Origin of the sequence: Paenibacillus sp. NPDC058071, from assembly GCF_042885235.1 — a bacterium.
Lineage (GTDB): Bacteria > Bacillota > Bacilli > Paenibacillales > Paenibacillaceae > Pristimantibacillus.
In genome coordinates, this window is record NZ_JBHVSK010000007.1 from 111,201 (window position 1) to 131,952 (window position 20,752).

Sequence of the window (20,752 nt, forward strand, 5' to 3'; positions counted from 1 at the left end):
CATTTTACTTTGATTGGCGATGAGCGTAAGATTAGTCCGTACTCATCAAACCGAATACGTTCAACGTTCTAATCGCTAAATTTCCGCAAGGAAAACGGGGGACCCAATCGATAATGCCGATATTTGATCCGTCAGATGAATTCGGCATCATCCGGGGTGAATCCTGCTGCGCCAACGCAGCGGGTAGGGCGACTCATACCGCCCGAATCCGACAGCTAACCTCGTCAGCGTTGAATGAGAGAGGGTTGTGAACATGTGCTGAAAACACAGGCTCCTACCTGTGTTTTTTCGTGCGCAAATTTCACCGTACAGATGGAGGATATGAAGTGGATGGCTGACTAGAAACGCTTCACAGACGCAGCATAAAATCACAGATGGCGGTGAATGAACATTGATAACTTCAATTAAACGAATTTTAATCGGCAGGCCGTTGAAATCGACGGAGCTAGGCGAGCAAAAGCTGAATAAGACGAAGGCGCTCGCCATTTTGTCCTCCGATGCGCTCTCCTCCGTCGCTTACGGACCAGAGCAAGTTTTGATCGTGCTGCTGACGGTAGGGGCCGCAGCTTTTTGGTACTCCATCCCGATAGCAGTAGGTGTTCTGGCGCTGCTGACTGCGCTAATTTTTTCCTACCGGCAAATTATTTTTGCTTATCCGCATGGCGGCGGCGCTTATGTCGTCTCGAAAGAAAATCTCGGCAAGCATGCCGGTCTTGTGGCAGGGGCATCCTTATTGGTCGATTATATATTGACGGTAGCGGTTAGCGTCTCGGCCGGCACAGATGCGATAACTTCGGCCTTTCCAAGCTTGCATCCATACAACGTGCCGATAGCGGTCGTTTTCGTCCTATTTATAACGACGCTTAACTTGCGAGGCGTGACGGAATCGGCTTCGATTCTCGCTTACCCCGTCTACCTGTTCGTACTTGCGATACTGGCACTGATCGCAACAGGCGTCTACAAAGTAGCAACCGGCCAAGTTTCACCTGATTTGCATGCGTCGATCGGTACGCCGGTGGCGGGAATTGGACTGTTCCTGCTGCTCAAGGCGTTCGCCTCCGGCAGCTCGGCACTGACCGGTGTAGAAGCGATCTCGAACGCCATTCCGAACTTCAAAAGCCCGGCGCCAAACAATGCCTCGAAAACGCTGCTCGCGATGGGCGCTTTGCTTGCGATTTTGTTTTCAGGCATCGTCTTTCTCGCATATTATTACGGAATCAGTCCGCGTCCAGAAGTGACGGTTGTATCCGATATCGCCGAAGACGTATTTGGACGCAACGGCGTTTATTATTTTATCCAAGGGACAACAGCGCTTATTTTGATTCTCGCGGCGAACACAGGCTACTCTGCGTTTCCGCTGCTGGCAGTCAATTTGGCGAAGGATAAATATATTCCGAGAATGTTTACGGTCAGGGGAGACCGGCTGGGCTATTCGAACGGCATCCTGATGCTTGGCTTGCTGTCCATCGTTCTTATTGTAGGATTCGGCGGAAAAACAGAGCACTTAATTCCACTCTATGCAGTTGGTGTATTCATTCCGTTTACGCTGTCGCAGACGGGGATGATGGTGAAGTGGTTCCGCGAGAAGCCGAAGGGCTGGAAGTCCAAATTCATCATCAATACAATCGGCGCATGCATCAGTTTTATCGTGTGCATTGTCTTTTTCTTAACCAAGTTCGGCCAAGTATGGCCGGTTCTTATCTTCTTGCCGGTTATCATCTGGCTGTTCGTCCGGATTCACGCGCATTACGAAGCGGTGGCGGATCAACTGCGGACAACGACCTGCGAGCCTTCTATGCCGATTGAAGGCAATGTCATCATTGTCCCAGTGGCAGGCATTACTCATGTTGTCGAAAATTCGCTGAACTATGCCAAGTCGCTTCATGCGGATCAAATCATTGCCGTCCATATTCCGTTTGAACGCGATGAGGAAGCCGCTTTCGAACAAAAATGGCAAAAATGGCAGCCGGATATCCGGCTTGTTACGCTGCATTCGCCTTACCGAAGCTTGGTCTATCCGCTAACTAAATTTATCGATACGGTTCAGCGCAAGGCGAGCGAATCACATTATCAGGTGACAGTTGTTATTCCGCAATTTATCCCGAAAAAAGCATGGCATCATATTTTGCATAATCAATCGAGCCTGCTGCTTCGCGCTCATTTGCTTTATAGAAGGGACGTTATTATAACGACTGTACCGTATCACTTGAAAAAATAGCTTCTCAGAAAAAACGGACCGGCTCGCGGGTGAGCCGATCCGTTTTCTTTGGTTCATTAAGCCTGCGGTTTAGGCGGCTTCGGCCGCTTTTCGCGGAAGCGGGTAGCCACATAGTTGCGTTTCCGATCGCGGAAAAAAATCCAGCCTCCAATAAAGCCAACGCCGATCAGAAACATGACGAGCCCAAGCAAGAAGCTAAGCCATGCGAAATTAGGAACGACTGCGTCGTTGCCGAATTCGGAGAAATAATGAAATAATTCATTTTTCATACGAAGAAAGCCAAAGCATGCCAGCAGTCCTGGAATAACGAGCAACAGGACGGCGATCAATCGCGACGTTATGATTTTCATACCGTTTCTATCTCCTTGTTAACGGGTATAAACATGATTACTATCATACCTTTTTCAAGGTCTAGTGTCTATTTCGGAAAATTGACGATGTATTTGAGAGTGAAAAAAGGTACAATAGATAACGTGACAAACATGGTTGTTTGGAGGGACTAGGAGATGGCGATACAAGTAGACGTAGCCGTGCTCGGAGGCGGAATCGGCGGATATTCGGCTGCCATTCGCGCCGCGCAGCTCGGAAAGACGGTCGCGATTGTCGAAGCGGACAAGCTCGGCGGCACCTGCCTGCATAAAGGCTGCATACCAAGCAAAGCTTTGCTTCGCAGCGCGGAAGTATACACCGCGTTGAAACAAGCGGATACATACGGCATTACCGTTTCGGAAGGCGCAGTGGCGCTTGATTTTCATAAAGTTCAGCACCGCAAGGAGCAAACCGTCGATCAGCTTTACCGGGGCTTGCAGCAATTGATGAAGAAGAACCGCATTCAAGTAATTCACGGCAAAGCCAGAGTCATCGGGCCTTCGATTTTCTCGCCGCGCAGCGGATCGCTTGCGGTGGAATTGGCGGATGGCGAGATGGAATCAGTTGTTTCAACGAATCTGATTATTGCGACGGGCTCGCGTCCAAGATCGCTTCCGGGTTTGCAGCCAGACGGCAAGCATGTGCTCACGAGCGACGATGCATTGCTGATGGAGACGCTGCCGGAATCGATACTGATTGTTGGCGGAGGCGTGATCGGCGTGGAATGGGCCTCAATGCTGCAAGATTTCGGCGTGCAAGTGACGCTGGCGGAGGCCGGGATCCGGCTGCTGCCAGGGGAAGACGCCGAAATATCGGCCGAGCTAACTCGGATGCTCAAACGCCGGGGCGTTCGGGTGCTGACGAGCGTACAATTAAAAGAAGAGGAGCTGTCCGTTGGGGACAGCGAAATCTCGATCGCGGCTGATACCCAGGATGGGGAAGTGCTGCTGACGGCCAATAAAATGCTGCTATCCGTTGGCCGCGTTGCGAACGCGAACGGCATCGGCCTGGAAAACACCGATGTGAAGACAAAGGACGGCTTCATCGTGGTGAATGAATACGGGCAAACAAGCGAGCCGCATATCTATGCGGTTGGTGATTGCATTGGAGGCGTTCAGCTCGCTCATGCCGCTGCTCACGAGGGCATTGCGGCGGCCGAGCATATCGGCGGAATCAAGAAGCCGGCGGTTCAGCCGCATCTGATCCCGCGCTGCATCTATTCGCATCCAGAGATCGCCTCCTACGGCTTGACCGAGGACGGCGCGCGCACCAAGGGACATGATATTAAAACGGGCAAAATTCCGTTTCAGGCGATCGGCAAAGCTCTTGTTCAGGGGAATACGGAAGGATTCGTCAAGGTCATTGCCGACCGCAAGACGAACGATATCCTCGGCGTGCATATGATTGGCGCCCATGTAACCGATCTGATCTCGGAGGCTGCGCTTGCGGGCTTGCTCGACGCAACGCCTTGGGAAGTCGGCGAAATGATCCATCCGCATCCGACGCTGTCGGAGGCGCTGGGCGAGGCTATGCTCGCGGTTGACGGCAAATCCATTTCCTTTTAAATGACAGTGGACACGCTCAAATTCGTCATACTAAGAAAACCATGACATTTGTCAGGTTTTCTTTTTTGCCTAGTTGGGTTTATAATAAATAACATCAAGTCTTAGTACCAGGTAATAATAAAGCAGGTTAAAGGAGGCTAATCCTCATGACCCAAACCGAATCGACAAAACAAATATTCCGCCATACACAGTTAGGACTCAGCGACGAGCAAACGATCGAGATGTACGCTACGATGGTGCTTGCACGAGGGTTTGACGAGCGCAATCTGCTACTGCAGCGCGCTGGAAAAATTAACTTTCACGTCTCGGGCGTTGGTCAAGAAGTGGCGCAAGTCGCCGCCGCCTACGCGCTGGATCGCGAGAATGACTATTTTCTTCCATACTACCGCGACTACGGATTTGTACTTGCCGTTGGCATGACGGTCAAGGAACTGATGCTTTCCGTATTCGCGAAAGCGGAGGATCCGAACAGCGGCGGCCGGCAAATGCCAGGCCACTTCGGCAGCAAGCGACTGCGCATCGTGACAGGCTCAAGTCCCGTTACGACGCAAGTGCCGCACGCAGTTGGTATCGCGCTTGCCGCGAAGATGAAAAAGCAACCGATTGTCAGCTTTGTGACGTTTGGCGAAGGCTCAAGCAATCAGGGCGATTTTCACGAAGGCTGCAATTTCGCGGGCGTCCATAAACTGCCAGTCATTTTAATGTGCGAAAACAATCAATATGCCATTTCCATTCCTGTCCACAAGCAATTGGGCGGCAAGGTTGCAGATCGGGCGCTTGGTTACGGATTCCCTGGTATTCAGGTGGACGGCAACGATGCGCTTGAAGTGTACCGGATCGTGAAAGAGGCCCGCGCCCGTGCCATTGCCGGGGAAGGCCCGACTTTGATCGAAGCGATGATGTACCGGATTTCGCCGCACTCTACTTCGGACAACGATCTGGCTTACCGGACGAAAGAAGAAGTCGAAGAAAATCGCGCGAAGGACGGCATTCCAAAATTCAAGCAGTATTTGATTGACTGCGGGATTTGGAACGAAGAGCTGGATAGCGAGCTTCGAATATCGGTGCGCAAGCAAGTAGACGAAGCGACAGAATACGGCGACAACGCGCCGTTCCCTACGCCGGAATCGGTCATGCACCACGTTTACGACGGCGATGCTGAAGGGAGGAACGGCTAATGGCGGTCATTCATTATATCGATGCCATCAGATTGGCAATGAAAGAAGAGATGGAGCGTGACGATGACGTCTTCGTTCTTGGCGAGGATGTGGGCGTCAAAGGCGGCGTCTTTACGACGACGAAAGGGTTAATCGAGCAGTTCGGCGAATCTCGCGCGCTCGATACGCCGCTGGCCGAGTCGGCAATCGCCGGCGTGGCGATTGGAGCGGCCATGTACGGCATGAAGCCGATCGCCGAAATGCAATATTCTGATTTCATGTTCCCAGCTACGAATCAAATTATTAGCGAGGCGGCCAAAATCCGTTATCGCTCCAATAACGACTGGAACTGTCCGATCGTCATTCGCGCTCCGATCGGCGGCGGCGTCTTCGGCGGGCTTTATCATTCGCAATCGCCCGAGTCGGTCTTCTTCGGAACGCCGGGTCTCAAGATTGTGGCGCCTTACCGGCCTTACGATGCGAAAGGCTTGCTGAAGGCGGCTGTACGCGACCCGGACCCGGTTATCTATTTTGAACATAAAAAAGGTTATAAGTTTGTATCTGGCGAAGTGCCGGACACCGATTATACGGTGCCGATTGGGAAAGCGAATGTGCTTCGCGAAGGCGACGACATTACTGTCATCGGATACAGCCTGCCGCTTTTGTACGTCGAGCAAGCGGCAGAGGAGCTCGCTCAAGAAGGGATAAGCACGCATATTCTTGATTTGCGTACCATCCAGCCGCTGGACAAGGAAGCGATACTGGAAGCGGTACGCAAGACAGGGAAAGTGCTTATCGTTCACGAGGACAACAAAACGGGCGGCGTAGGGGCCGAAGTGTCGGCCATTATCGCTGAAGAATTGCTCTACGAACTGGACGCGCCAATCGGGCGGCTTTGCGGGCCTGATGTGCCGGCAATGCCAATTAACCCGCCGGGCGAGAAGTTTTTCTTGCTCAATAAGGAAAAAGTGCTCGATGCGATGAGGAAGCTGGCGCTTTACTAAATTGATAAGCAATTATCCGAGATCGGGTAAGGAGTTGGAATCGTATGAAATCTGTGAAGGAAATCGTTCTGCCGCAGCTGGCCGAATCGCTTGTTTCTGCGACGATTGATAAATGGCTGAAGAAACCGGGAGATCGCGTGGAGATGTATGAGCCGCTTTGCGAGCTGATTACGGACAAGGTCAGCGCTGAGCTGCCTTCCACGGTCGCCGGGACGGTGACGAAAATATTGGCGGCGGAGGGTGAAACCGTTCCGGTAGGCGAGGTTGTGTGCCTAATTGAGACGGATGAAGCTGGAAGCGGCGGCGGACTGTCTGGCGTTGCTGAATCAGCTGCTTCCTCTGCTATTGAATCGGCCCGGCCAGCCGCTGGCGCAGGCGAAAGCGACGGCTCCATGCGCAACCGTTACTCGCCGGCTGTGCAGCAGCTGGCAGCCGAGCACGGCGTTCGTTTGCAGGATGTGCCGGGAACCGGCCAAGGCGGCCGCATTACTCGCAAGGACGTGCTTGCATTTGTCGAAGCCGGCGCGCATAAAGCGGGAATCCGGACAGAGTCGGACGTTTCGAAAGTTGAAGTGCGATCGACCGGTCTTCATCTGACGGAAACGCCGCGCATCCCGACCGTACAGCCGACGGCACAGGGACGGGGCGAGGACTATATCGATGTTACGCCGATTCGCGCAGCCATTGCGCGCAACATGAAGCAAAGCGTGACGGAAATTCCGCACGGCTGGATGATGATAGAGGTCGACGTCACCAACCTGGTCGCGTTGCGCAATAAATTGAAAGATGAGTTTATGAAGCGGGAAGGAGTCAATCTGACGTATTTGGCGTTTGTGCTTAAAGCGGTCGTCAATGCGATCAAAGACTTCCCGATTATCAACTCCGCATGGGCGGTCGATAAAATTATTGTCAAGCGCGACATCAATATCTCGCTTGCCGTAGGTACGGAAGAGTCGGTTGCAACGCCGGTCATTAAGAATGCCGATCATAAAACGATCGCCGGTCTGGCTAAAGAAATCGACGATCTAGCCCGCCGCGGACGTGAAGGCAAGCTGACACTGTCCGATATGCAGGGCGGCACGTTTACCGTCAACAATACGGGCTCGTTCGGCTCGATTATAACGAACCCGATTATCAACTATCCGCAAGCGGCGATCTTGACGTTCGAATCGATCGTGAAGCGTCCCGTTGTTATCAATGACATGATTGCGATTCGTTCGATGGCGAATATGTGCTTCTCGCTCGATCACCGCATTCTGGACGGCATCATTTGCGGCCGTTTCCTGCAGCGCGTGAAAGATAATTTAGAGAGCTTCAACAGCGACACGAAATTGTACTAAAGGGAGAAACGGGGTAATCGGGATGAAGGAAGAGGCTATGCATCGGGGCGCAAGAACGGAACTTGACGCCCGCTACATACCGGTGCTCGATTATGCTGAAGCTTGGGAACTGCAAAAATCAATTGTACAGCAGATAGACCAGGAGGAGCGCCGTGAGACGCTGCTCCTTCTTCAGCATCCGCCGACCTACACGCTCGGCACCGACCGCCATCCGGAGCATTTGCTTCTGAACGAGCAGGAGCTTCGAGATCAGGGTATTTCCGTATATGAAATCGACCGGGGCGGCGACATAACGTTTCACGGCCCAGGTCAGCTGGTTGGTTATCCAATCCTGTTTCTCGATGCGGAGGAGCTCGATCTGCACGCCTTTCTACGCAGCGTAGAGCAGGTTATTATCGATTGGCTGGGCGAGTACGGAATTATTGCCGGCCGCAAGGAAGAGTATACAGGCGTCTGGGTCGGTCACGAAAAAATCGCGGCAATCGGCGTCAAATTCAATCGTTCGCGCAACCGCAAAGGGTTTATCACGTCCCATGGGTTTGCGCTTAATATCGAAAAAGGGCTTGGACAAGGCGGCTTTAGCGGCATTATTCCTTGTGGAATTGATCAGTTTGGGGTAACATCCTTTAACGATCTTGTAACCGAAGCGGGGATGACCGTGGAGAGGGCGGCACGGGAAATCGTGCCGCATTTCAAGCGCATATTCCGCTATAGGGAAGCTGCGCTAGTAGAAGAGAGTGCCGATCGACGTAATTAATGTCGTGATGAGCAAGGCGGCTACGACGACGATGGCGACGAGTCTAACGATTTTTTGCTGGTTCATAATAGATAAAAAGCTCCTTTCAAGTTACGCTGCCTGAACGGTATTTACCGTTCGGGCTTGTCTTCTATTTTATACGAAATATTCCGAGGAGGAAATGCCGATGGTCAATCAAGATCGAATTGTTAACGAATTTATTGAGCTTGTGAAGGTAGACAGCGAAACGAAACATGAACAGAATATCAGCAAGGTGCTGCGCGCCAAGCTTGAAGGGCTAGGGCTTTTCGTCGAGGAAGACGAAGCGGCAGCCGTGACTGGCCACGGCGCGAACAACTTGTTGGCTGTGCTTGAGCCGTCGGGAACGGACGAAGGCGTTCCTGCGATTTTTTTTACTTGCCATATGGATACTGTCGTTCCCGGCGTGGGTATTAAGCCGCAAATCGATCCGGACGGCTACATCCGCAGCGATGGCACGACCATTCTAGGCAGCGATGACAAAGCAGGAATTGCTGCACTGTTCGAGGCCGTCAGAATCGTTCAGGAAAATAATATTCCTCACGGCCGCATCCAGTTTGTGATCACGGTAGGCGAGGAATCGGGACTTGTCGGCGCCCGCGCGCTTGATCCGTCGAAGCTGATAGCCGACTACGGATACGCTGTCGACTCCAATGGCAGAATCGGCGACATCGCAGTCGCAGCTCCCGCTCAAGCTAAAGTAACTATCAAGCTGCATGGCCGCTCCGCTCATGCCGGCGTTAACCCGGAGGATGGCATCAGCGCGATTCAAGTTGCCTCCAAGGCGGTGAGCTACATGCCGCTTGGGCGAATCGACAAGGACACGACGGCCAATATCGGAAGCTTTGCCGGAGGCGGAGCGACAAATGTCGTTTGTGATTATGTGGAGCTGTCCGCGGAAGCACGCAGTACGGTACAGGAGAAGCTGGACAGCCAGCTTGCGGCGATGCGCGAGGCGGTTGACAAGGCTGCGTCGGAATACGGTGCCAGTGGCGAGGTAGAAAGTGAAATCGTGTACCCGGGATATAAGCATGGCGACGACTCCCGCGTTGTGCAAGTGGCTCAAGCCGCGGCGCGTGCGATCGGCCTGGAGCCGCGTACGTTCCAATCGGGCGGCGGCAGCGATGCCAACGTTTTTAATGGGAAAGGCGTTCCGACGGTCAATCTAGCTGTGGGATACGAACATATTCATACGACCAAGGAGCAAATTAAAATCGATAGCTTAGTGAAAATCGCCGAGCTTGTCGTTTCAATCATTCAAGTGTCGGCTAAAACGGATAAGTAACTAGGAGCCGGCTCATAGCCGGGCCATTCACCCTGCGGCACCAGTTCTAGAGAAAAAACGAGCAAGCTTCGGGCCGAATCGGCCGTTGGAGCTTGCTCGTTTTTTTGCTTGGCTACGTAAAACTTTATTGGGCTCAAGACCGAAATGTAAGTGAGGGGAAGCGCTGCGGGACAGAGGGTTCTTCCAATCGCCATTAAAGTCTGATTCCTTTATTTGATAGTGGTTTACGGTAGGAATCTGGCTTAACGCTTGTGATACGAGGTCAAATGCCCCAACCAGCTCAAACATGGTAGTAGGGAGCAGTGGGAGAACTGTTTTTTGTACGGGGTTATTCCCCAGGGGGTGTCACGTTCTCCCGGCTACCGCCATCATAAACGACCATTAAAATAGGCCAACCAGTAAACTCTGGTTGACCTATTAATACGAAGGGGCTGTCTCAAAAGTTTTCTTAGTGACTTAGGAACACCCTCAGACTGCCGCCAACCTGAAGCGACGATCTCTATGGCCGCTTAAGGTGGTTGAGAAGAACTCGTCGGTTTCAATAACGACGGGTTTCTTTTCGAGCCACGTATTCCAATATCAATTTATATGAAATTTCATACATAATTTGAACATTTTTAGCAAAAACGTTGATTATATATGATTTTTCGACTATAATCGTCCGAAATCCCGATTTTTGAAAAATTATATATGAAATTTCGTACATATTTCTCATGTAGCCCCTAAGGCTGCTGCACCTCCGACAGTTGAAGGACTCTGCTAGGCCTTCTCGGACAGCGGGCAACCTCATAAGGTTTAGCATAGTCTCTTGTTAAAGTCATGCTTTAAAGAAAAGAGAGAGCTGCGAAAGGGCCGGCCTATCCTTTATAAGGTGCGAGAAGCTGCTGCAGCGTGGCGCCGTTTTCCTTCGAACGGACAAGGGTTCGCAGTTGATTGCGGATTTCCCACCCTTTGCCTACCATCCGCATTTCACTGCCGGTCATATATTGTTTCATGCTTATCGCAACCTTCCTTTGTTTGGTATAATGATAGGTATGTCCGATTCGGACAAGTTATACCCCATGAAAAGTGTTTTTTACGATCGATTACGATAGAAGGAGCGATACGCATGAATCAGAAACAACAAGGACCAAATCTTTGGCGGGAAGAAACAGTGTCCACGCAGCCGATATTCGAAGGGAAGGTCATTACACTCCAAGTCGATACGGTATCGCTGCCGAACGGCAAGACGGCGACCAGAGAAATTGTCAAGCACCCTGGCGCGGCCGCCGTTATGGCTTTGAAAGACGGTAAATTGCTGGTCGTCGAGCAGTTCCGCAAGCCGCTAGAGAAGTTTCAAGTCGAAATACCGGCAGGCAAGCTTGACCCGGGTGAAGATCCGATGGAAGCTGCAGCGAGAGAGCTCGAGGAGGAAACGGGCTACCGCGCGGAGCATTTGAGACTGGTGAGCGCCTTCTTCACTTCGCCCGGATTTGCTGACGAGAAGCTGTATTTGTATTTTGCGGAAAGCGTTCTGCCCGGTCGTTCCAATCCCGATGAAGACGAGTATCTGGAAGTCGAAGCAATCACGCTTGAACAGGCGGAGCGCTATATCGAGGAAGGCCGCATTAGCGACGCCAAGACGGTTCTTGCCGTCTACGCTTGGAAGCTGTATGCAGCGACGGGCCACATTTAACCTAGTAAACTTAAAGGTAAAGGGACGGAGGCGCTTGTATCACCCGCCAATGCTGCTGAGCGCTATCCGGTAACAGAAGAGAATTATGTACTGCGGAGGCGCTCAAGCCGGAACGCGCCGTCATATGGGCCGGACGAGCTTCATATACTTGTCTCAAAGAGCGGAGGCGGACCGATGCAGCAAAAGATGCTTCAAGGCCGCCGCCCGATTTCGGAGAGGAGCGTGCTTCCCTTGCAAGCGCCGATACTGCAGCCCCAAGGCAGAAATCATTATACGCTTTATATTTTTGTCGCCGTTTTATTTGTCGTCGGTGCTGTATTCGGCGGCTTGATGGTCAACGCGCTGACGCTGGAGCAGCAGCAAAACCTCGCTGCGGATATGAACCAGTACATCCAATTGATGAGCAACGGCATCGCGGTTGACGAAGCCCATTCGTTCTGGGACCGGTTCCTGTTTCATGGAAAATGGCTGCTGCTGCTTTGGCTGCTTGGTATAACGGTCGTCGGCCTGCCGTTCGTGCTGGCGCTCGACTTCTTGAAAGGCGCGCTGGTCGGGTTTTCGATTGGCACGCTCATTAACCAGTACGCTTGGAAAGGCCTGCTGTTTTCGCTTGTGTCCGTCGCGCCGCATAATTTAATCGTCGTACCGGCGATAATGGCGACGAGCGTGGCCGCGATTACCTTTTCCGCTTACGTCATTAAAAACAGGCTGATCCTGCAGCGGGGTACGCTCGCTCCGCAGTTGGCTGCCTTTACCTCGACTGCTGTGCTCATGCTGTTCGTGCTCGCGGGAGCGGCGCTGCTTGAAGCGTATCTTTCTCCCGCTCTGATGCAATGGCTTGCGCCGATGCTGGCCTCCGCCGACGCTGCCGTCTAACGCCAAAATGTTTGACTTTCTCGGCAATTAACCCCTATAATAAAAGCAAACCTTTCCGGTTATTGGCGCAGACATGTAGTAGGGGGGAAATCATGGAAGCCCGGATTGAGAAGATCAAACAACAGTTGCAGTCGCAGGGCTACAAATTAACCCCGCAGCGTGAGGCAACAGTTCGAGTATTGCTCGAGAACGAGGACGACCATTTAAGCGCAGAGGATGTGTTCATGCTCGTTAGGGACAAGGCCCCGGAAATCGGTCTCGCAACGGTGTATCGGACATTGGAGCTCCTTAGCGAAATGCATGTGGTGGAGAAGCTGAATTTCGGTGACGGCGTAGCCCGCTACGATCTTCGGACCGACAGCAGCAAGCATCATCACCATCACCTGATCTGCGTACAGTGCGGCGCAATGGACGAAATCAAGGAAGACTGGCTGCTGCCGCTCGAAGAACGGCTGGAGCAGGAGTACGGATTTACGGTGCTGGATCACCGGCTTGATTTCCAAGGCATTTGCCATCGCTGTCATGCGAAAAATGACAAAAACGATGAACAATAAACGGCTTCGCTGCCCAGCTATACTGGACGGCAAGCCGTTTTGGCGTTTTATTGCAGCTGGGACTCTCCAATTTTACCGAGCTGCAGCAGGCCGGAGCCTTGAGCGGTCACCGGCGCCCCGTCCAGCCTTTGCGCCCATTGTCGAAGCTTGGCGCGTATTTGCGACGGGGTTAGCGACGGCGAAGCGGCGAGCAGTAATGCCACTCCGCCGGTTGTGTGAGGAGTCGCCATACTAGTGCCTGAGACGGTTCTATACCCGCCCTTTAGCCAAGTCGAGCGGATCGCGTTGCCTGGGGCTGCCAGATCGATGCCTTCGCCTCTGCTGCTGAAGCTTGCGATCCGATTCACTTGCGTCGTCGCAGCGACAGCGATCGTCTCGGGGTAACAGGCAGGCTCGTCGATGACAGTCGTATCCGGTCCGGAATTGCCTGCTGAGGCGATAATGACGATACCCCGGCTTACCGCTTTTTTAATCACTTCATGCAATCCTTTGCTTTCCACTCCGCTTACGATTCCAAAGCTCATATTAATGACCTGTATCCGGTTGCGGATACACCATTCAATCCCGTCGATAATATCCGAGACATAACCCGCTCCAGTGTTGTCCAGCGCTTTGACGGAGTAAAGCTGAACCTCAGGAGCTACGCCTTTCACCGATTTCAAACCTTTGGCGGCGGCGATGCCGGCCACATGGGTGCCATGCCCGTTATCGTCGGCGTAGCTGCCTCCGTTAATCGTATTAATGCCGCCTGCAATGCGCAAATCGGGATGAGGGGCGATTCCTGTATCGATGACTGCCACCTTGATCGGAGAGCCCTTCGTTTTTCTCCATGCCTCCGGAGCTTGAACGGCACATAAGTTCCATGTCAGATTGGCAGGACTGGCGACTTCAGTGGAGAGAAGAGGGATGTTTTTTGTTTTCACTCTGCGCTTTGGCTCTCTCCTTTTACTGCGAACAAGGGGGGCGTGGAGCGCATGCATCGCCACTCGATTGTCCTGCTCGACCCGAAGGATTTTCGGGTGCCGGTTGACTGTCATGGCGGAGAGCCTTTTGTCGAAATGGCAGCCGATCATCCGACTTCCCGGAATGCGCTTGAAGGGCCGAATTCCGCTTGCAAGCAGGGAGGCTAGACATTGTTTATAGCTGCTGCCCGTCTTAAATGTAATCAGCTTGCGAACAGTATGTTTGGACGGGCCGTTGCGGGAATGGATTTTGAGTATCGATTCCAGTTGTGGCATCGCGATTCCTCCTTGTCGCCGAACGGAAAAGCGTTTTATCGCAATCTGTTCAGTTTATGGGAGGACAAAGCGGCTCGGACTGGACTTGAGCCTTTGCAGGCACATATTTTTTTGCGAAAAAAGAGACGATAAGCATCACGGCGGGATAGATTGGCAAATGGACGAATACGGACATAAACCATAGTAAGACAATCGATAGGAGGCATGAAACGGCATGATCGTGGGCGTACCGAAGGAGAGAAAAGCGAGCGAGTATCGGGTAGCTTTGACGCCGGCAGGCGTCACGATGCTGAAAGCAGCGGGCCATGAGGTAATTGTGGAGACACTTGCAGGAGAAGGAAGCGGTTTCGAGGACCGGGATTACGTGCGTGAAGGAGCCGATATCGAGCCGTCCGCGGAATCGGTATGGAAGCGAGCAGACCTCATTATGAAAGTAAAAGAGCCGCTGCCGGAGGAGTTTGGTTTCTTTCGCGAGGGGCTGCTGCTGTTTACTTATTTGCATTTGGCGGCTGCTCCTGAGTTGACGGAAGCGCTTGTGCGGCACAAAGTAACAGCGATTGCTTATGAGACGGTCCAACTGGTGAACGGCAGCCTGCCGCTGCTGACGCCGATGAGCGAGGTGGCCGGACGAATGAGCGTTCAGGTTGGTTCGCAATTTCTTGAATCGTTTAACGGCGGGCGCGGCGTACTGCTGGGCGGCGTACCGGGAGTTCCCCCGGCGGAGGTGGTCATCGTGGGCGGCGGCATCGTCGGCACGAATGCGGCTAAAATTGCGCTCGGGATGGGAGCAAACGTTTCGATTCTGGAACGGAGTGCGGATCGAATGCGTTATTTGGACGATATTTTTGCCGGACGGCTGCGAACGGTCATGTCTACTCCATATCACCTCGCGGAGGCGGCGGCTCGCGCCGATTTGTTGATCGGGGCTGTGCTTATACCGGGAGCAAAAGCGCCGCATCTCGTAACAGAGGCTATGGTGCAAACGATGAAAAAAGGTTCGGTTATCGTCGACGTTGCCGTTGATCAGGGCGGCTCAATCGAGACCGTTGACCGGCCGACAACCCATAAGGACCCCGTTTATATCAAACATGGCGTCATTCATTACGCGGTTGCCAACATTCCAGGAGCGGTGCCGCGGACTTCAACTTTCGCTCTCACAAACGCGACCATCCCTTATACGCTCGATCTTGCCAACCGAGGATTGCAGGCGATTCGCCAAAGCGTGCCGCTGCAAAAAGGGGTTAACACGCATGCTGGCTTTGTGACCCATCTTCAAGTAGCGGAGGCGACGGGAACCGCGCATACGCCAATCGAGAGGCTGCTGGATGCGATCGACTACGAGACGCTTGATCGGTGATTGGCCGGCGTCATAATCGGACCTTCTCCTTCATAAGTTGATACGGACGGGCTTTGAGCCCGTCCAATCGGGAGGAGGCGCGCAAAATGGTCGTATCGCTGCGAAGGTGGCTGAGCAGATTGCTGTTCGTCATATTGTTTGCGCTTTTGCTGTTTATCGTAACCGGAGGCTACCGGTTGCTGGCGGATGCCGTGTCGCCGATTCATCCTTATAAAAAGCCGAAGGGCGAGGCGCTGAAAGTTTTTCAAAGCGAGCCGCTGCTCCCTGGAAAAGGCAGCATAACGGACCGGCTTCGTTTGTTTTATTGGTATGGCGAGTAGTCGAGCTCATTCGACAATTTCGAATCAAAGCAGGATTTGGCGGGCCGTATGTGGAATACGCTATAGGGTAGGAAAGTACTTCCGCATATTGTCTGCGGGGCTTCCGTCAGATCGGAAGCCGCGTTCGATGCAGATAGAATGAAAGGGATTGCGATGAAAGCAGATGTTCAATCTTTTCTTCGATTTTTATCGGCCGAGAAGGCGTTGTCCAGCAATACGCTGGAGTCATACGGCCGCGACTTGTACGGATTGGTCGATTATTTGGACAAGCATGCCGTATCGCTGCCGGCCGACGTACAGAGACATCATTTGTCGCATTATTTGGTGCAATTGAAAGAGAGCGGGCGCAAGTCATCGACGTTGTCCCGGCATCTTGTTTCAATCCGCGCCTTTTTCCATTACCTAGCCGACGAAGGGCAGATCGTGCAAAATCCGGCCAGGTCGATCGCATCGCCAAAGCCGGAAAAGCGCGAGCCATCCGTATTGTCGGTGGAAAAGGCGGGACTGCTGCTCGATACGCCGAAGGCGGCAACGCACGCCGGCATTCGCGACAAAGCGATGCTGGAGCTGCTCTATGCGACAGGCATTCGGGTATCGGAGCTGATCTCGCTCAATACGGACAGCGTCAATATGCAGCTCGGATTCGTCCGTTGCGTCAGCGGCGATATGAAGGAACGAATTATTCCGTTCGGCAAAATGGCGAGGGCTGCGCTGGAGCCCTATTTGGAGCAAGCGAGAGAGATGTTGATCAAACCGTCGTCCGGCGCAGATGGCAACGCTTTGTTTTTGAATTTGCTCGGTACGCGAATGACAAGACAAGGCTTTTGGAAAATGATTAAAAAGTACGCGAAGGAAGCGGGCATCGATGAGGAGATTACGCCTCACACACTGCGGCATTCCTTTGCTTCGCATTTGCTGGAAAATGGAGCGGACGTGCGCGCCGTTCAGGAACTGCTCGGCCACGCCGACGTCTCTACGACGCAGCGCTACACGAAGCTGGCCAAAATCCGTTTGAAGGATGCCTATTCAAACGCCCATCCAAGGGCTTAGCGAACACTCTAAGCGACAACTATATACAGAATGCGGCAAAAGCCGCACAACCGGAGGGAGATGGCTATATGAGATTTGAACGCATTGCGGTAATCGTGTTGGACAGCGTCGGTATAGGAGAACTGCCGGACGCAGACAAATTCGGAGACGCAGGTTCCCATACGCTGGGGCATATTCTCAATCGCGTACCGAACATGGAACTGCCGAATTTGCGTCGTATGGGTCTGGACCGGATCGCGCCTCTCGGAAATTGGCAGCCAGCTGATGGCGACGCGGCCGCCTGCTACGGCAAGATGGCCGAAACGTCAGTCGGCAAGGATACGATGACCGGTCATTGGGAGTTGATGGGGCTGAACGTTACGGTTCCTTTTCAAACCTTTCCGGAAGGGTTTCCAGCTGAGCTTATCGATGCTTTCGAGGAGCGGACCGGCCGTAAGGTAATTGGGAACAAGCCGGCGAGCGGAACGGAAATATTGGACGAGCTCGGCGCGAAACAGATGGAAAGCGGAGCATGGATCGTGTATACCTCAGCTGACAGCGTCTTTCAAATCGCGGCGCATGAGGATATTATTCCGCTAGAGGAGCTGTATCGGGGCTGCGAAATTGCGAGGGAGCTGACAATGGACGAGCGCTATGCTGTTGGCAGAGTCATCGCTAGACCTTATGTCGGCTCTCCAGGTGCGTTCAAACGGACGCCTAACCGTCACGATTATGCGGTTAAGCCCCCAGAGCCGACCGTGCTGGACGAGCTGGCTAACGGCGGTTTCGAGACGCTGTCCATCGGCAAGATCTACGATATTTTCGACGGAGAAGGGCTATCGTCTTCTTCCCCAACGAAGAGCAATGCGGACGGAATTGTCAAAACGATTGAAGCGCTCGATCGTCCGTTTCGAGGATTGCTGTTCACTAATCTTGTCGATTTTGACTCCTTGTACGGCCATCGCAGAGATCCCGCAGGGTATGCGGCTGCGCTTGAGGAGTTCGACCGCGCTGTACCGGAGCTGGAGAAGCGGATCGGGGAACGTGATTTGCTCGTAATAACGGCTGACCATGGCAATGACCCGACTCATCCAGGGACGGACCATACGCGCGAATACGTACCGCTGCTGCTGTACAGTCCAGCGTTTGGCAAGACGGTCTCGCTTGGAATCCGCAATACCTTCTCCGATCTCGGTGCGACGATTGCCGACAACTTCGGCGTCAAGCTGCCTTCGAACGGAACAAGCTTTCTTTCATTGCTGCCGCAGTAGGTTATTAATTTAGAATCCGAATTATGGAGGTTGGAACAATGAGCGCAAATCCGATTACGGCGATACATATCCAGGAGGCGGCGGCTTACATCGCCGGAAGAACAAGTCTGAAACCAGAGATTGGTCTGATTATGGGCTCCGGGCTCGGCGTGCTGGGCGATCATCTTGAGAATGCGGAAACGATTGATTATCGCGATATTCCACATTTCCCTATATCCACGGTCGAAGGGCATGCCGGCGAACTGCTGATCGGCACGCTTGCAGGCAGACCCGTCGTGCTGATGCGCGGAAGATTTCATATGTACGAAGGCTACGGACCTGAGCTGACCGCATTTCCTGTGCGTGTCATGAAAGCGTTAGGCGTCGGTTCGATGCTTGTGACGAATGCGGCGGGCGGCGTCAACACCGGCTATGAGCCGGGTGATTTGATGCTTATATCGGACCATATCAATTTGACGGGCAAAAATCCGTTAATCGGCCCGAATGACGATGCGTTGGGCGTCCGTTTCCCGGATATGTCGGAGGCGTATAGCAAACGGCTTAGAAACGCAGCGAAAGAGACGGCCGCCAAGCTTGGGCTGACCGTCCGTGAGGGCGTCTATGCGGGGCTGCTCGGACCGACCTACGAGACGCCGGCGGAAATCCGCATGCTTCGCGTACTCGGCGCGGATGCGGTCGGCATGTCGACCGTTGCCGAAGTGATTACGGCTAGACATGCCGGAATCGAAGTGCTGGGCATTTCCTGCATCAGCAATATGGCGTCGGGAATATTGGACCAGCCGCTGTCGCATCAGGAAGTTATCGAGACGACGGAGCGGGTTAAATCGCAATTTTTAGGTTTGGTTAAAGCCGTTATTCCGTTATTTTAAGGCGAACGGGCCGGTTAGTGAACGTTAAGCAGAGAAATTATCATCTATTGTAATATTATTGTAACTAAACTGTAACTAAACTGTAACAAAACCTCGACGTATTCTGACATTATTTTTTGCGACCATCGTCGTATAATGTCCATGACCATAGAGTGATGGAGTGAAATAGCGGTGAATGGAACAATGGACAAGCAGTTGCGTCTGGAGATGGAGCAATTGCGCGATAAGATGGTAGAAAGCTTTCTCGTGCAAAAGACGTTTCAGAACGGCGAAGTGCTGCAGCTCAGCCAATCGCTGGACGTCCTTATCGTAAGGGTGCAGGAAGAACAGCGGCGTTGGCGGAAATAACAAGCCCTTAGGACAGGAGTGACGGGAATGCGCGCGGTAGACGTAATCCATAAAAAACGAGACGGGGGCGAGCTAACGGCCTCCGAGCTTACCTTTATAATTGACGGTTATTGCGAAGGTGAAATTCCGGATTATCAAATGTCGGCATGGGCGATGGCCGTGCTGTTTCGCGGCATGACCGCTGCAGAGACGGCCGCGCTGACGCTGGCAATGGCGAATTCGGGCGACCAGGTCGATCTGGCCCCCATAGCGGGCGTCAAGGTGGACAAGCACAGCACCGGCGGCGTCGGCGACAAAACGACGTTGATCATCGGGCCGCTTGTCGCATCGATCGGCGTGCCCGTGGCGAAAATGTCGGGACGCGGCCTTGGGCATACGGGCGGAACGATTGACAAGCTTGAAGCGATCGAAGGCTTTCGAACGGAGCTGTCGCGGGATACGTTTCTGAACCAAGTGAACGAGATCGGACTGTCGGTCATCGGACAGAGCGGCAATCTGGCGCCGGCCGACAAAAAACTGTATGCGCTGCGAGACGTGACGGCAACAGTCGAATCGATCCCGCTTATCGCCAGCTCCGTCATGAGCAAGAAAATTGCCGCGGGCGCCGATGCGATCGTCTTGGACGTGAAGACCGGCAGCGGCGCTTTCATGAAAACGCTGGATGATGCGGAACGGCTTGCACAGGCGATGGTCGACATCGGAACGCAGGTTGGCCGCCGTACGGCCGCGATCATCAGCGACATGGATCAGCCGCTGGGCTTTGCGATCGGCAATGCGCTGGAAGTGGCTGAGGCTGTTGCGACGCTTAAGGGGCAAGGCCCCGATGATTTGACCTCGTTATGCTTGACGCTGAGCGCGCACATGGCGGTGCTTGGAGGCAAAGCGAGTTCCGTAGAGGAAGCCGAAGCTTTGCTGCGTAAGCAGCTCGACAATGGCGAAGCGTTGGCGAAGTTCAAGCAATTCGTTGCAGCGCAAGGCGGCGACGCTTCGATTGCGGACGAGCCGAACAGGCTGCCAACTGCTCCTCTAGCAATCGAGGTAAAGGCGGCGGCGAGCGGCTTCGTTGCGAAGATCGACGCCGAGCGTCTGGGCGTGGCGGCGATGCTGCTGGGAGCCGGCAGAGCGACGAAGGACGATGCGATCGATTATGCGGTCGGCATTACGATTCGTAAAAAAATCGGAGATCCGGTCACGGAAGGCGAGACGATTGCCACTCTGCATGCAAGACAGGACGGCTCGGCTGCCTCCGAAGCGAAGGCGAAGGTCATCGAAGCGTACCGCTTCTCCGCGGAACGCCCCGCTGACAGGCCGCTGCTGCTGTCCGTTGTTACGGCTGACGGCATCGAGCGCTGCGGAGCTGCTGTACAAACGGATTAGACTAACGAAATACGGTACGCCGCATAGGCGAAAAAATGAGAATAGAAGGTGTTCGCGTCATTCGGGGGGATGACGGCGGACGCCTTTTTCTTTTTTGACAATTGGAAACGTGTGGAATAAATGCC

21 protein-coding genes and 1 riboswitch are annotated in these 20,752 nt (G+C 53.3%); of the genes, 17 read left to right on the top strand and 4 right to left on the bottom strand.

What is annotated here, in order from left to right; genetic code table 11:
* Positions 1-63 precede the first annotated feature (63 nt).
* Positions 64-246: riboswitch (cyclic di-AMP (ydaO/yuaA leader) on the top strand.
* Between the two features lie 145 nt (positions 247-391).
* Complete coding sequence (locus tag ACFVTB_RS13770; RefSeq protein ID WP_387749704.1) at positions 392-2,218, top strand: APC family permease; 1,827 nt, start codon at positions 392-394, stop codon at positions 2,216-2,218.
* Between the two features lie 56 nt (positions 2,219-2,274).
* On the opposite strand, the gene ACFVTB_RS13775 is transcribed toward ACFVTB_RS13770, so the two are convergent.
* Positions 2,275-2,568 carry a DUF2627 domain-containing protein gene (locus ACFVTB_RS13775; RefSeq protein ID WP_387749706.1) on the bottom strand — a complete coding sequence of 98 codons (294 nt, stop codon included), beginning with the start codon at positions 2,566-2,568 and terminating at the stop codon, positions 2,275-2,277.
* Positions 2,569-2,724: 156 nt separating this feature from the next.
* Between ACFVTB_RS13775 and lpdA the strand changes: the two genes are divergently transcribed.
* From lpdA to lipB, 5 genes are all read left to right on the top strand, one after another.
* Entirely contained in the window at positions 2,725-4,152 is a 1,428-nt protein-coding gene (lpdA, locus tag ACFVTB_RS13780) for a dihydrolipoyl dehydrogenase (protein WP_387749709.1), read from the top strand.
* Between the two features lie 146 nt (positions 4,153-4,298).
* Positions 4,299-5,330 (top strand): thiamine pyrophosphate-dependent dehydrogenase E1 component subunit alpha, encoded by a 1,032-nt coding sequence (locus ACFVTB_RS13785; protein WP_387749712.1) that lies wholly within the window; start codon positions 4,299-4,301, stop codon positions 5,328-5,330.
* The gene (locus ACFVTB_RS13790; RefSeq protein ID WP_387749715.1) at positions 5,330-6,313 is read left to right on the top strand and encodes an alpha-ketoacid dehydrogenase subunit beta; all 984 of its coding nucleotides are present in this window, start codon (positions 5,330-5,332) and stop codon (positions 6,311-6,313) included. The genes ACFVTB_RS13785 and ACFVTB_RS13790 overlap by 1 nt, the downstream gene beginning before the upstream one ends.
* A 44-nt stretch (positions 6,314-6,357) precedes the next feature.
* The gene (locus ACFVTB_RS13795) at positions 6,358-7,653 is read left to right on the top strand and encodes a dihydrolipoamide acetyltransferase family protein (protein ID WP_387749718.1); all 1,296 of its coding nucleotides are present in this window, start codon (positions 6,358-6,360) and stop codon (positions 7,651-7,653) included.
* A 22-nt stretch (positions 7,654-7,675) separates the two neighbouring features.
* Entirely contained in the window at positions 7,676-8,410 is a 735-nt protein-coding gene (gene lipB / locus ACFVTB_RS13800) for a lipoyl(octanoyl) transferase LipB (protein WP_387749721.1), read from the top strand.
* Here the strand turns inward: lipB and ACFVTB_RS27625 are convergent.
* On the bottom strand, positions 8,378-8,476 hold the full coding sequence (locus tag ACFVTB_RS27625; protein ID WP_483875112.1) for a stressosome-associated protein Prli42: 99 nt from the start codon (positions 8,474-8,476) through the stop codon (positions 8,378-8,380). The two genes, lipB and ACFVTB_RS27625, sit on opposite strands and share 33 nt — an antisense overlap.
* 100 nt (positions 8,477-8,576) lie before the next feature.
* Between ACFVTB_RS27625 and ACFVTB_RS13805 the strand changes: the two genes are divergently transcribed.
* A complete protein-coding gene (locus ACFVTB_RS13805) occupies positions 8,577-9,713 on the top strand; it encodes a M20/M25/M40 family metallo-hydrolase (protein ID WP_387749723.1) in 1,137 nt (378 codons plus the stop codon).
* A gap of 857 nt (positions 9,714-10,570) precedes the next feature.
* Here ACFVTB_RS13805 and mciZ read toward each other — a convergent pair.
* Positions 10,571-10,708: a Z-ring formation inhibitor MciZ gene (gene mciZ / locus ACFVTB_RS13810; RefSeq protein WP_387749726.1), complete on the bottom strand. Its 138-nt coding sequence runs from the start codon at positions 10,706-10,708 to the stop codon at positions 10,571-10,573.
* A 113-nt stretch (positions 10,709-10,821) separates the two neighbouring features.
* Here mciZ and ACFVTB_RS13815 point away from each other — a divergent pair, with 113 nt between their 5' ends.
* The 3 genes from ACFVTB_RS13815 (at position 10,822) to fur (ending at position 12,818) form a co-directional block, all read left to right on the top strand.
* Positions 10,822-11,388, top strand: coding sequence for an NUDIX domain-containing protein (locus tag ACFVTB_RS13815; protein WP_387749728.1), 567 nt, complete (start codon positions 10,822-10,824; stop codon positions 11,386-11,388).
* Between the two features lie 174 nt (positions 11,389-11,562).
* Positions 11,563-12,264 (top strand): stage II sporulation protein M, encoded by a 702-nt coding sequence (spoIIM, locus tag ACFVTB_RS13820; RefSeq protein WP_387749730.1) that lies wholly within the window; start codon positions 11,563-11,565, stop codon positions 12,262-12,264.
* A gap of 92 nt (positions 12,265-12,356) precedes the next feature.
* Positions 12,357-12,818, top strand: coding sequence for a ferric iron uptake transcriptional regulator (gene fur, locus ACFVTB_RS13825; RefSeq protein ID WP_387749733.1), 462 nt, complete (start codon positions 12,357-12,359; stop codon positions 12,816-12,818).
* A 47-nt stretch (positions 12,819-12,865) separates the two neighbouring features.
* Here fur and ACFVTB_RS13830 read toward each other — a convergent pair whose 3' ends face one another.
* The gene (locus ACFVTB_RS13830; RefSeq protein ID WP_387749736.1) at positions 12,866-14,056 is read right to left on the bottom strand and encodes a S8 family peptidase; all 1,191 of its coding nucleotides are present in this window, start codon (positions 14,054-14,056) and stop codon (positions 12,866-12,868) included.
* A 214-nt stretch (positions 14,057-14,270) separates the two neighbouring features.
* Between ACFVTB_RS13830 and ald the strand changes: the two genes are divergently transcribed.
* From ald to ACFVTB_RS13865, 7 genes are all read left to right on the top strand, one after another.
* Positions 14,271-15,413 carry an alanine dehydrogenase gene (gene ald, locus ACFVTB_RS13835; protein ID WP_387749738.1) on the top strand — a complete coding sequence of 381 codons (1,143 nt, stop codon included), beginning with the start codon at positions 14,271-14,273 and terminating at the stop codon, positions 15,411-15,413.
* Positions 15,414-15,499: 86 nt separating this feature from the next.
* Positions 15,500-15,733, top strand: coding sequence for a DUF4227 family protein (locus ACFVTB_RS13840; protein ID WP_387749741.1), 234 nt, complete (start codon positions 15,500-15,502; stop codon positions 15,731-15,733).
* Between the two features lie 153 nt (positions 15,734-15,886).
* Entirely contained in the window at positions 15,887-16,783 is an 897-nt protein-coding gene (xerD, locus tag ACFVTB_RS13845; protein ID WP_387749744.1) for a site-specific tyrosine recombinase XerD, read from the top strand.
* Between the two features lie 68 nt (positions 16,784-16,851).
* On the top strand, positions 16,852-18,033 hold the full coding sequence (gene deoB / locus ACFVTB_RS13850; protein WP_387749747.1) for a phosphopentomutase: 1,182 nt from the start codon (positions 16,852-16,854) through the stop codon (positions 18,031-18,033).
* A 38-nt stretch (positions 18,034-18,071) separates the two neighbouring features.
* Entirely contained in the window at positions 18,072-18,902 is an 831-nt protein-coding gene (locus ACFVTB_RS13855) for a purine-nucleoside phosphorylase (protein WP_387749750.1), read from the top strand.
* Positions 18,903-19,073: 171 nt separating this feature from the next.
* Positions 19,074-19,250: an aspartyl-phosphate phosphatase Spo0E family protein gene (locus ACFVTB_RS13860; RefSeq protein ID WP_387749753.1), complete on the top strand. Its 177-nt coding sequence runs from the start codon at positions 19,074-19,076 to the stop codon at positions 19,248-19,250.
* Between the two features lie 27 nt (positions 19,251-19,277).
* On the top strand, positions 19,278-20,627 hold the full coding sequence (locus tag ACFVTB_RS13865) for a pyrimidine-nucleoside phosphorylase (RefSeq protein WP_387749756.1): 1,350 nt from the start codon (positions 19,278-19,280) through the stop codon (positions 20,625-20,627).
* The last annotated feature ends 125 nt before the right edge of the window (positions 20,628-20,752 follow it).

What these genes read in the sequence shown, in the direction of transcription:
- ACFVTB_RS13775 (WP_387749706.1), bottom strand. Translation starts at nt 2,568, where the DNA reads ATGAAAATCATAACGTCGCGATTGATCGCCGTCCTGTTGCTCGTTATT.
- lpdA (WP_387749709.1), top strand. Translation starts at nt 2,725, where the DNA reads ATGGCGATACAAGTAGACGTAGCCGTGCTCGGAGGCGGAATCGGCGGA.
- ACFVTB_RS13785 (WP_387749712.1), top strand. Translation starts at nt 4,299, where the DNA reads ATGACCCAAACCGAATCGACAAAACAAATATTCCGCCATACACAGTTA.
- ACFVTB_RS13790 (WP_387749715.1), top strand. Translation starts at nt 5,330, where the DNA reads ATGGCGGTCATTCATTATATCGATGCCATCAGATTGGCAATGAAAGAA.
- ACFVTB_RS13795 (WP_387749718.1), top strand. Translation starts at nt 6,358, where the DNA reads ATGAAATCTGTGAAGGAAATCGTTCTGCCGCAGCTGGCCGAATCGCTT.
- lipB (WP_387749721.1), top strand. Translation starts at nt 7,676, where the DNA reads ATGAAGGAAGAGGCTATGCATCGGGGCGCAAGAACGGAACTTGACGCC.
- ACFVTB_RS27625 (WP_483875112.1), bottom strand. Translation starts at nt 8,476, where the DNA reads ATGAACCAGCAAAAAATCGTTAGACTCGTCGCCATCGTCGTCGTAGCC.
- ACFVTB_RS13805 (WP_387749723.1), top strand. Translation starts at nt 8,577, where the DNA reads ATGGTCAATCAAGATCGAATTGTTAACGAATTTATTGAGCTTGTGAAG.
- mciZ (WP_387749726.1), bottom strand. Translation starts at nt 10,708, where the DNA reads ATGAAACAATATATGACCGGCAGTGAAATGCGGATGGTAGGCAAAGGG.
- ACFVTB_RS13815 (WP_387749728.1), top strand. Translation starts at nt 10,822, where the DNA reads ATGAATCAGAAACAACAAGGACCAAATCTTTGGCGGGAAGAAACAGTG.
- spoIIM (WP_387749730.1), top strand. Translation starts at nt 11,563, where the DNA reads ATGCAGCAAAAGATGCTTCAAGGCCGCCGCCCGATTTCGGAGAGGAGC.
- fur (WP_387749733.1), top strand. Translation starts at nt 12,357, where the DNA reads ATGGAAGCCCGGATTGAGAAGATCAAACAACAGTTGCAGTCGCAGGGC.
- ACFVTB_RS13830 (WP_387749736.1), bottom strand. Translation starts at nt 14,056, where the DNA reads ATGCCACAACTGGAATCGATACTCAAAATCCATTCCCGCAACGGCCCG.
- ald (WP_387749738.1), top strand. Translation starts at nt 14,271, where the DNA reads ATGATCGTGGGCGTACCGAAGGAGAGAAAAGCGAGCGAGTATCGGGTA.
- ACFVTB_RS13840 (WP_387749741.1), top strand. Translation starts at nt 15,500, where the DNA reads ATGGTCGTATCGCTGCGAAGGTGGCTGAGCAGATTGCTGTTCGTCATA.
- xerD (WP_387749744.1), top strand. Translation starts at nt 15,887, where the DNA reads ATGAAAGCAGATGTTCAATCTTTTCTTCGATTTTTATCGGCCGAGAAG.
- deoB (WP_387749747.1), top strand. Translation starts at nt 16,852, where the DNA reads ATGAGATTTGAACGCATTGCGGTAATCGTGTTGGACAGCGTCGGTATA.
- ACFVTB_RS13855 (WP_387749750.1), top strand. Translation starts at nt 18,072, where the DNA reads ATGAGCGCAAATCCGATTACGGCGATACATATCCAGGAGGCGGCGGCT.
- ACFVTB_RS13865 (WP_387749756.1), top strand. Translation starts at nt 19,278, where the DNA reads ATGCGCGCGGTAGACGTAATCCATAAAAAACGAGACGGGGGCGAGCTA.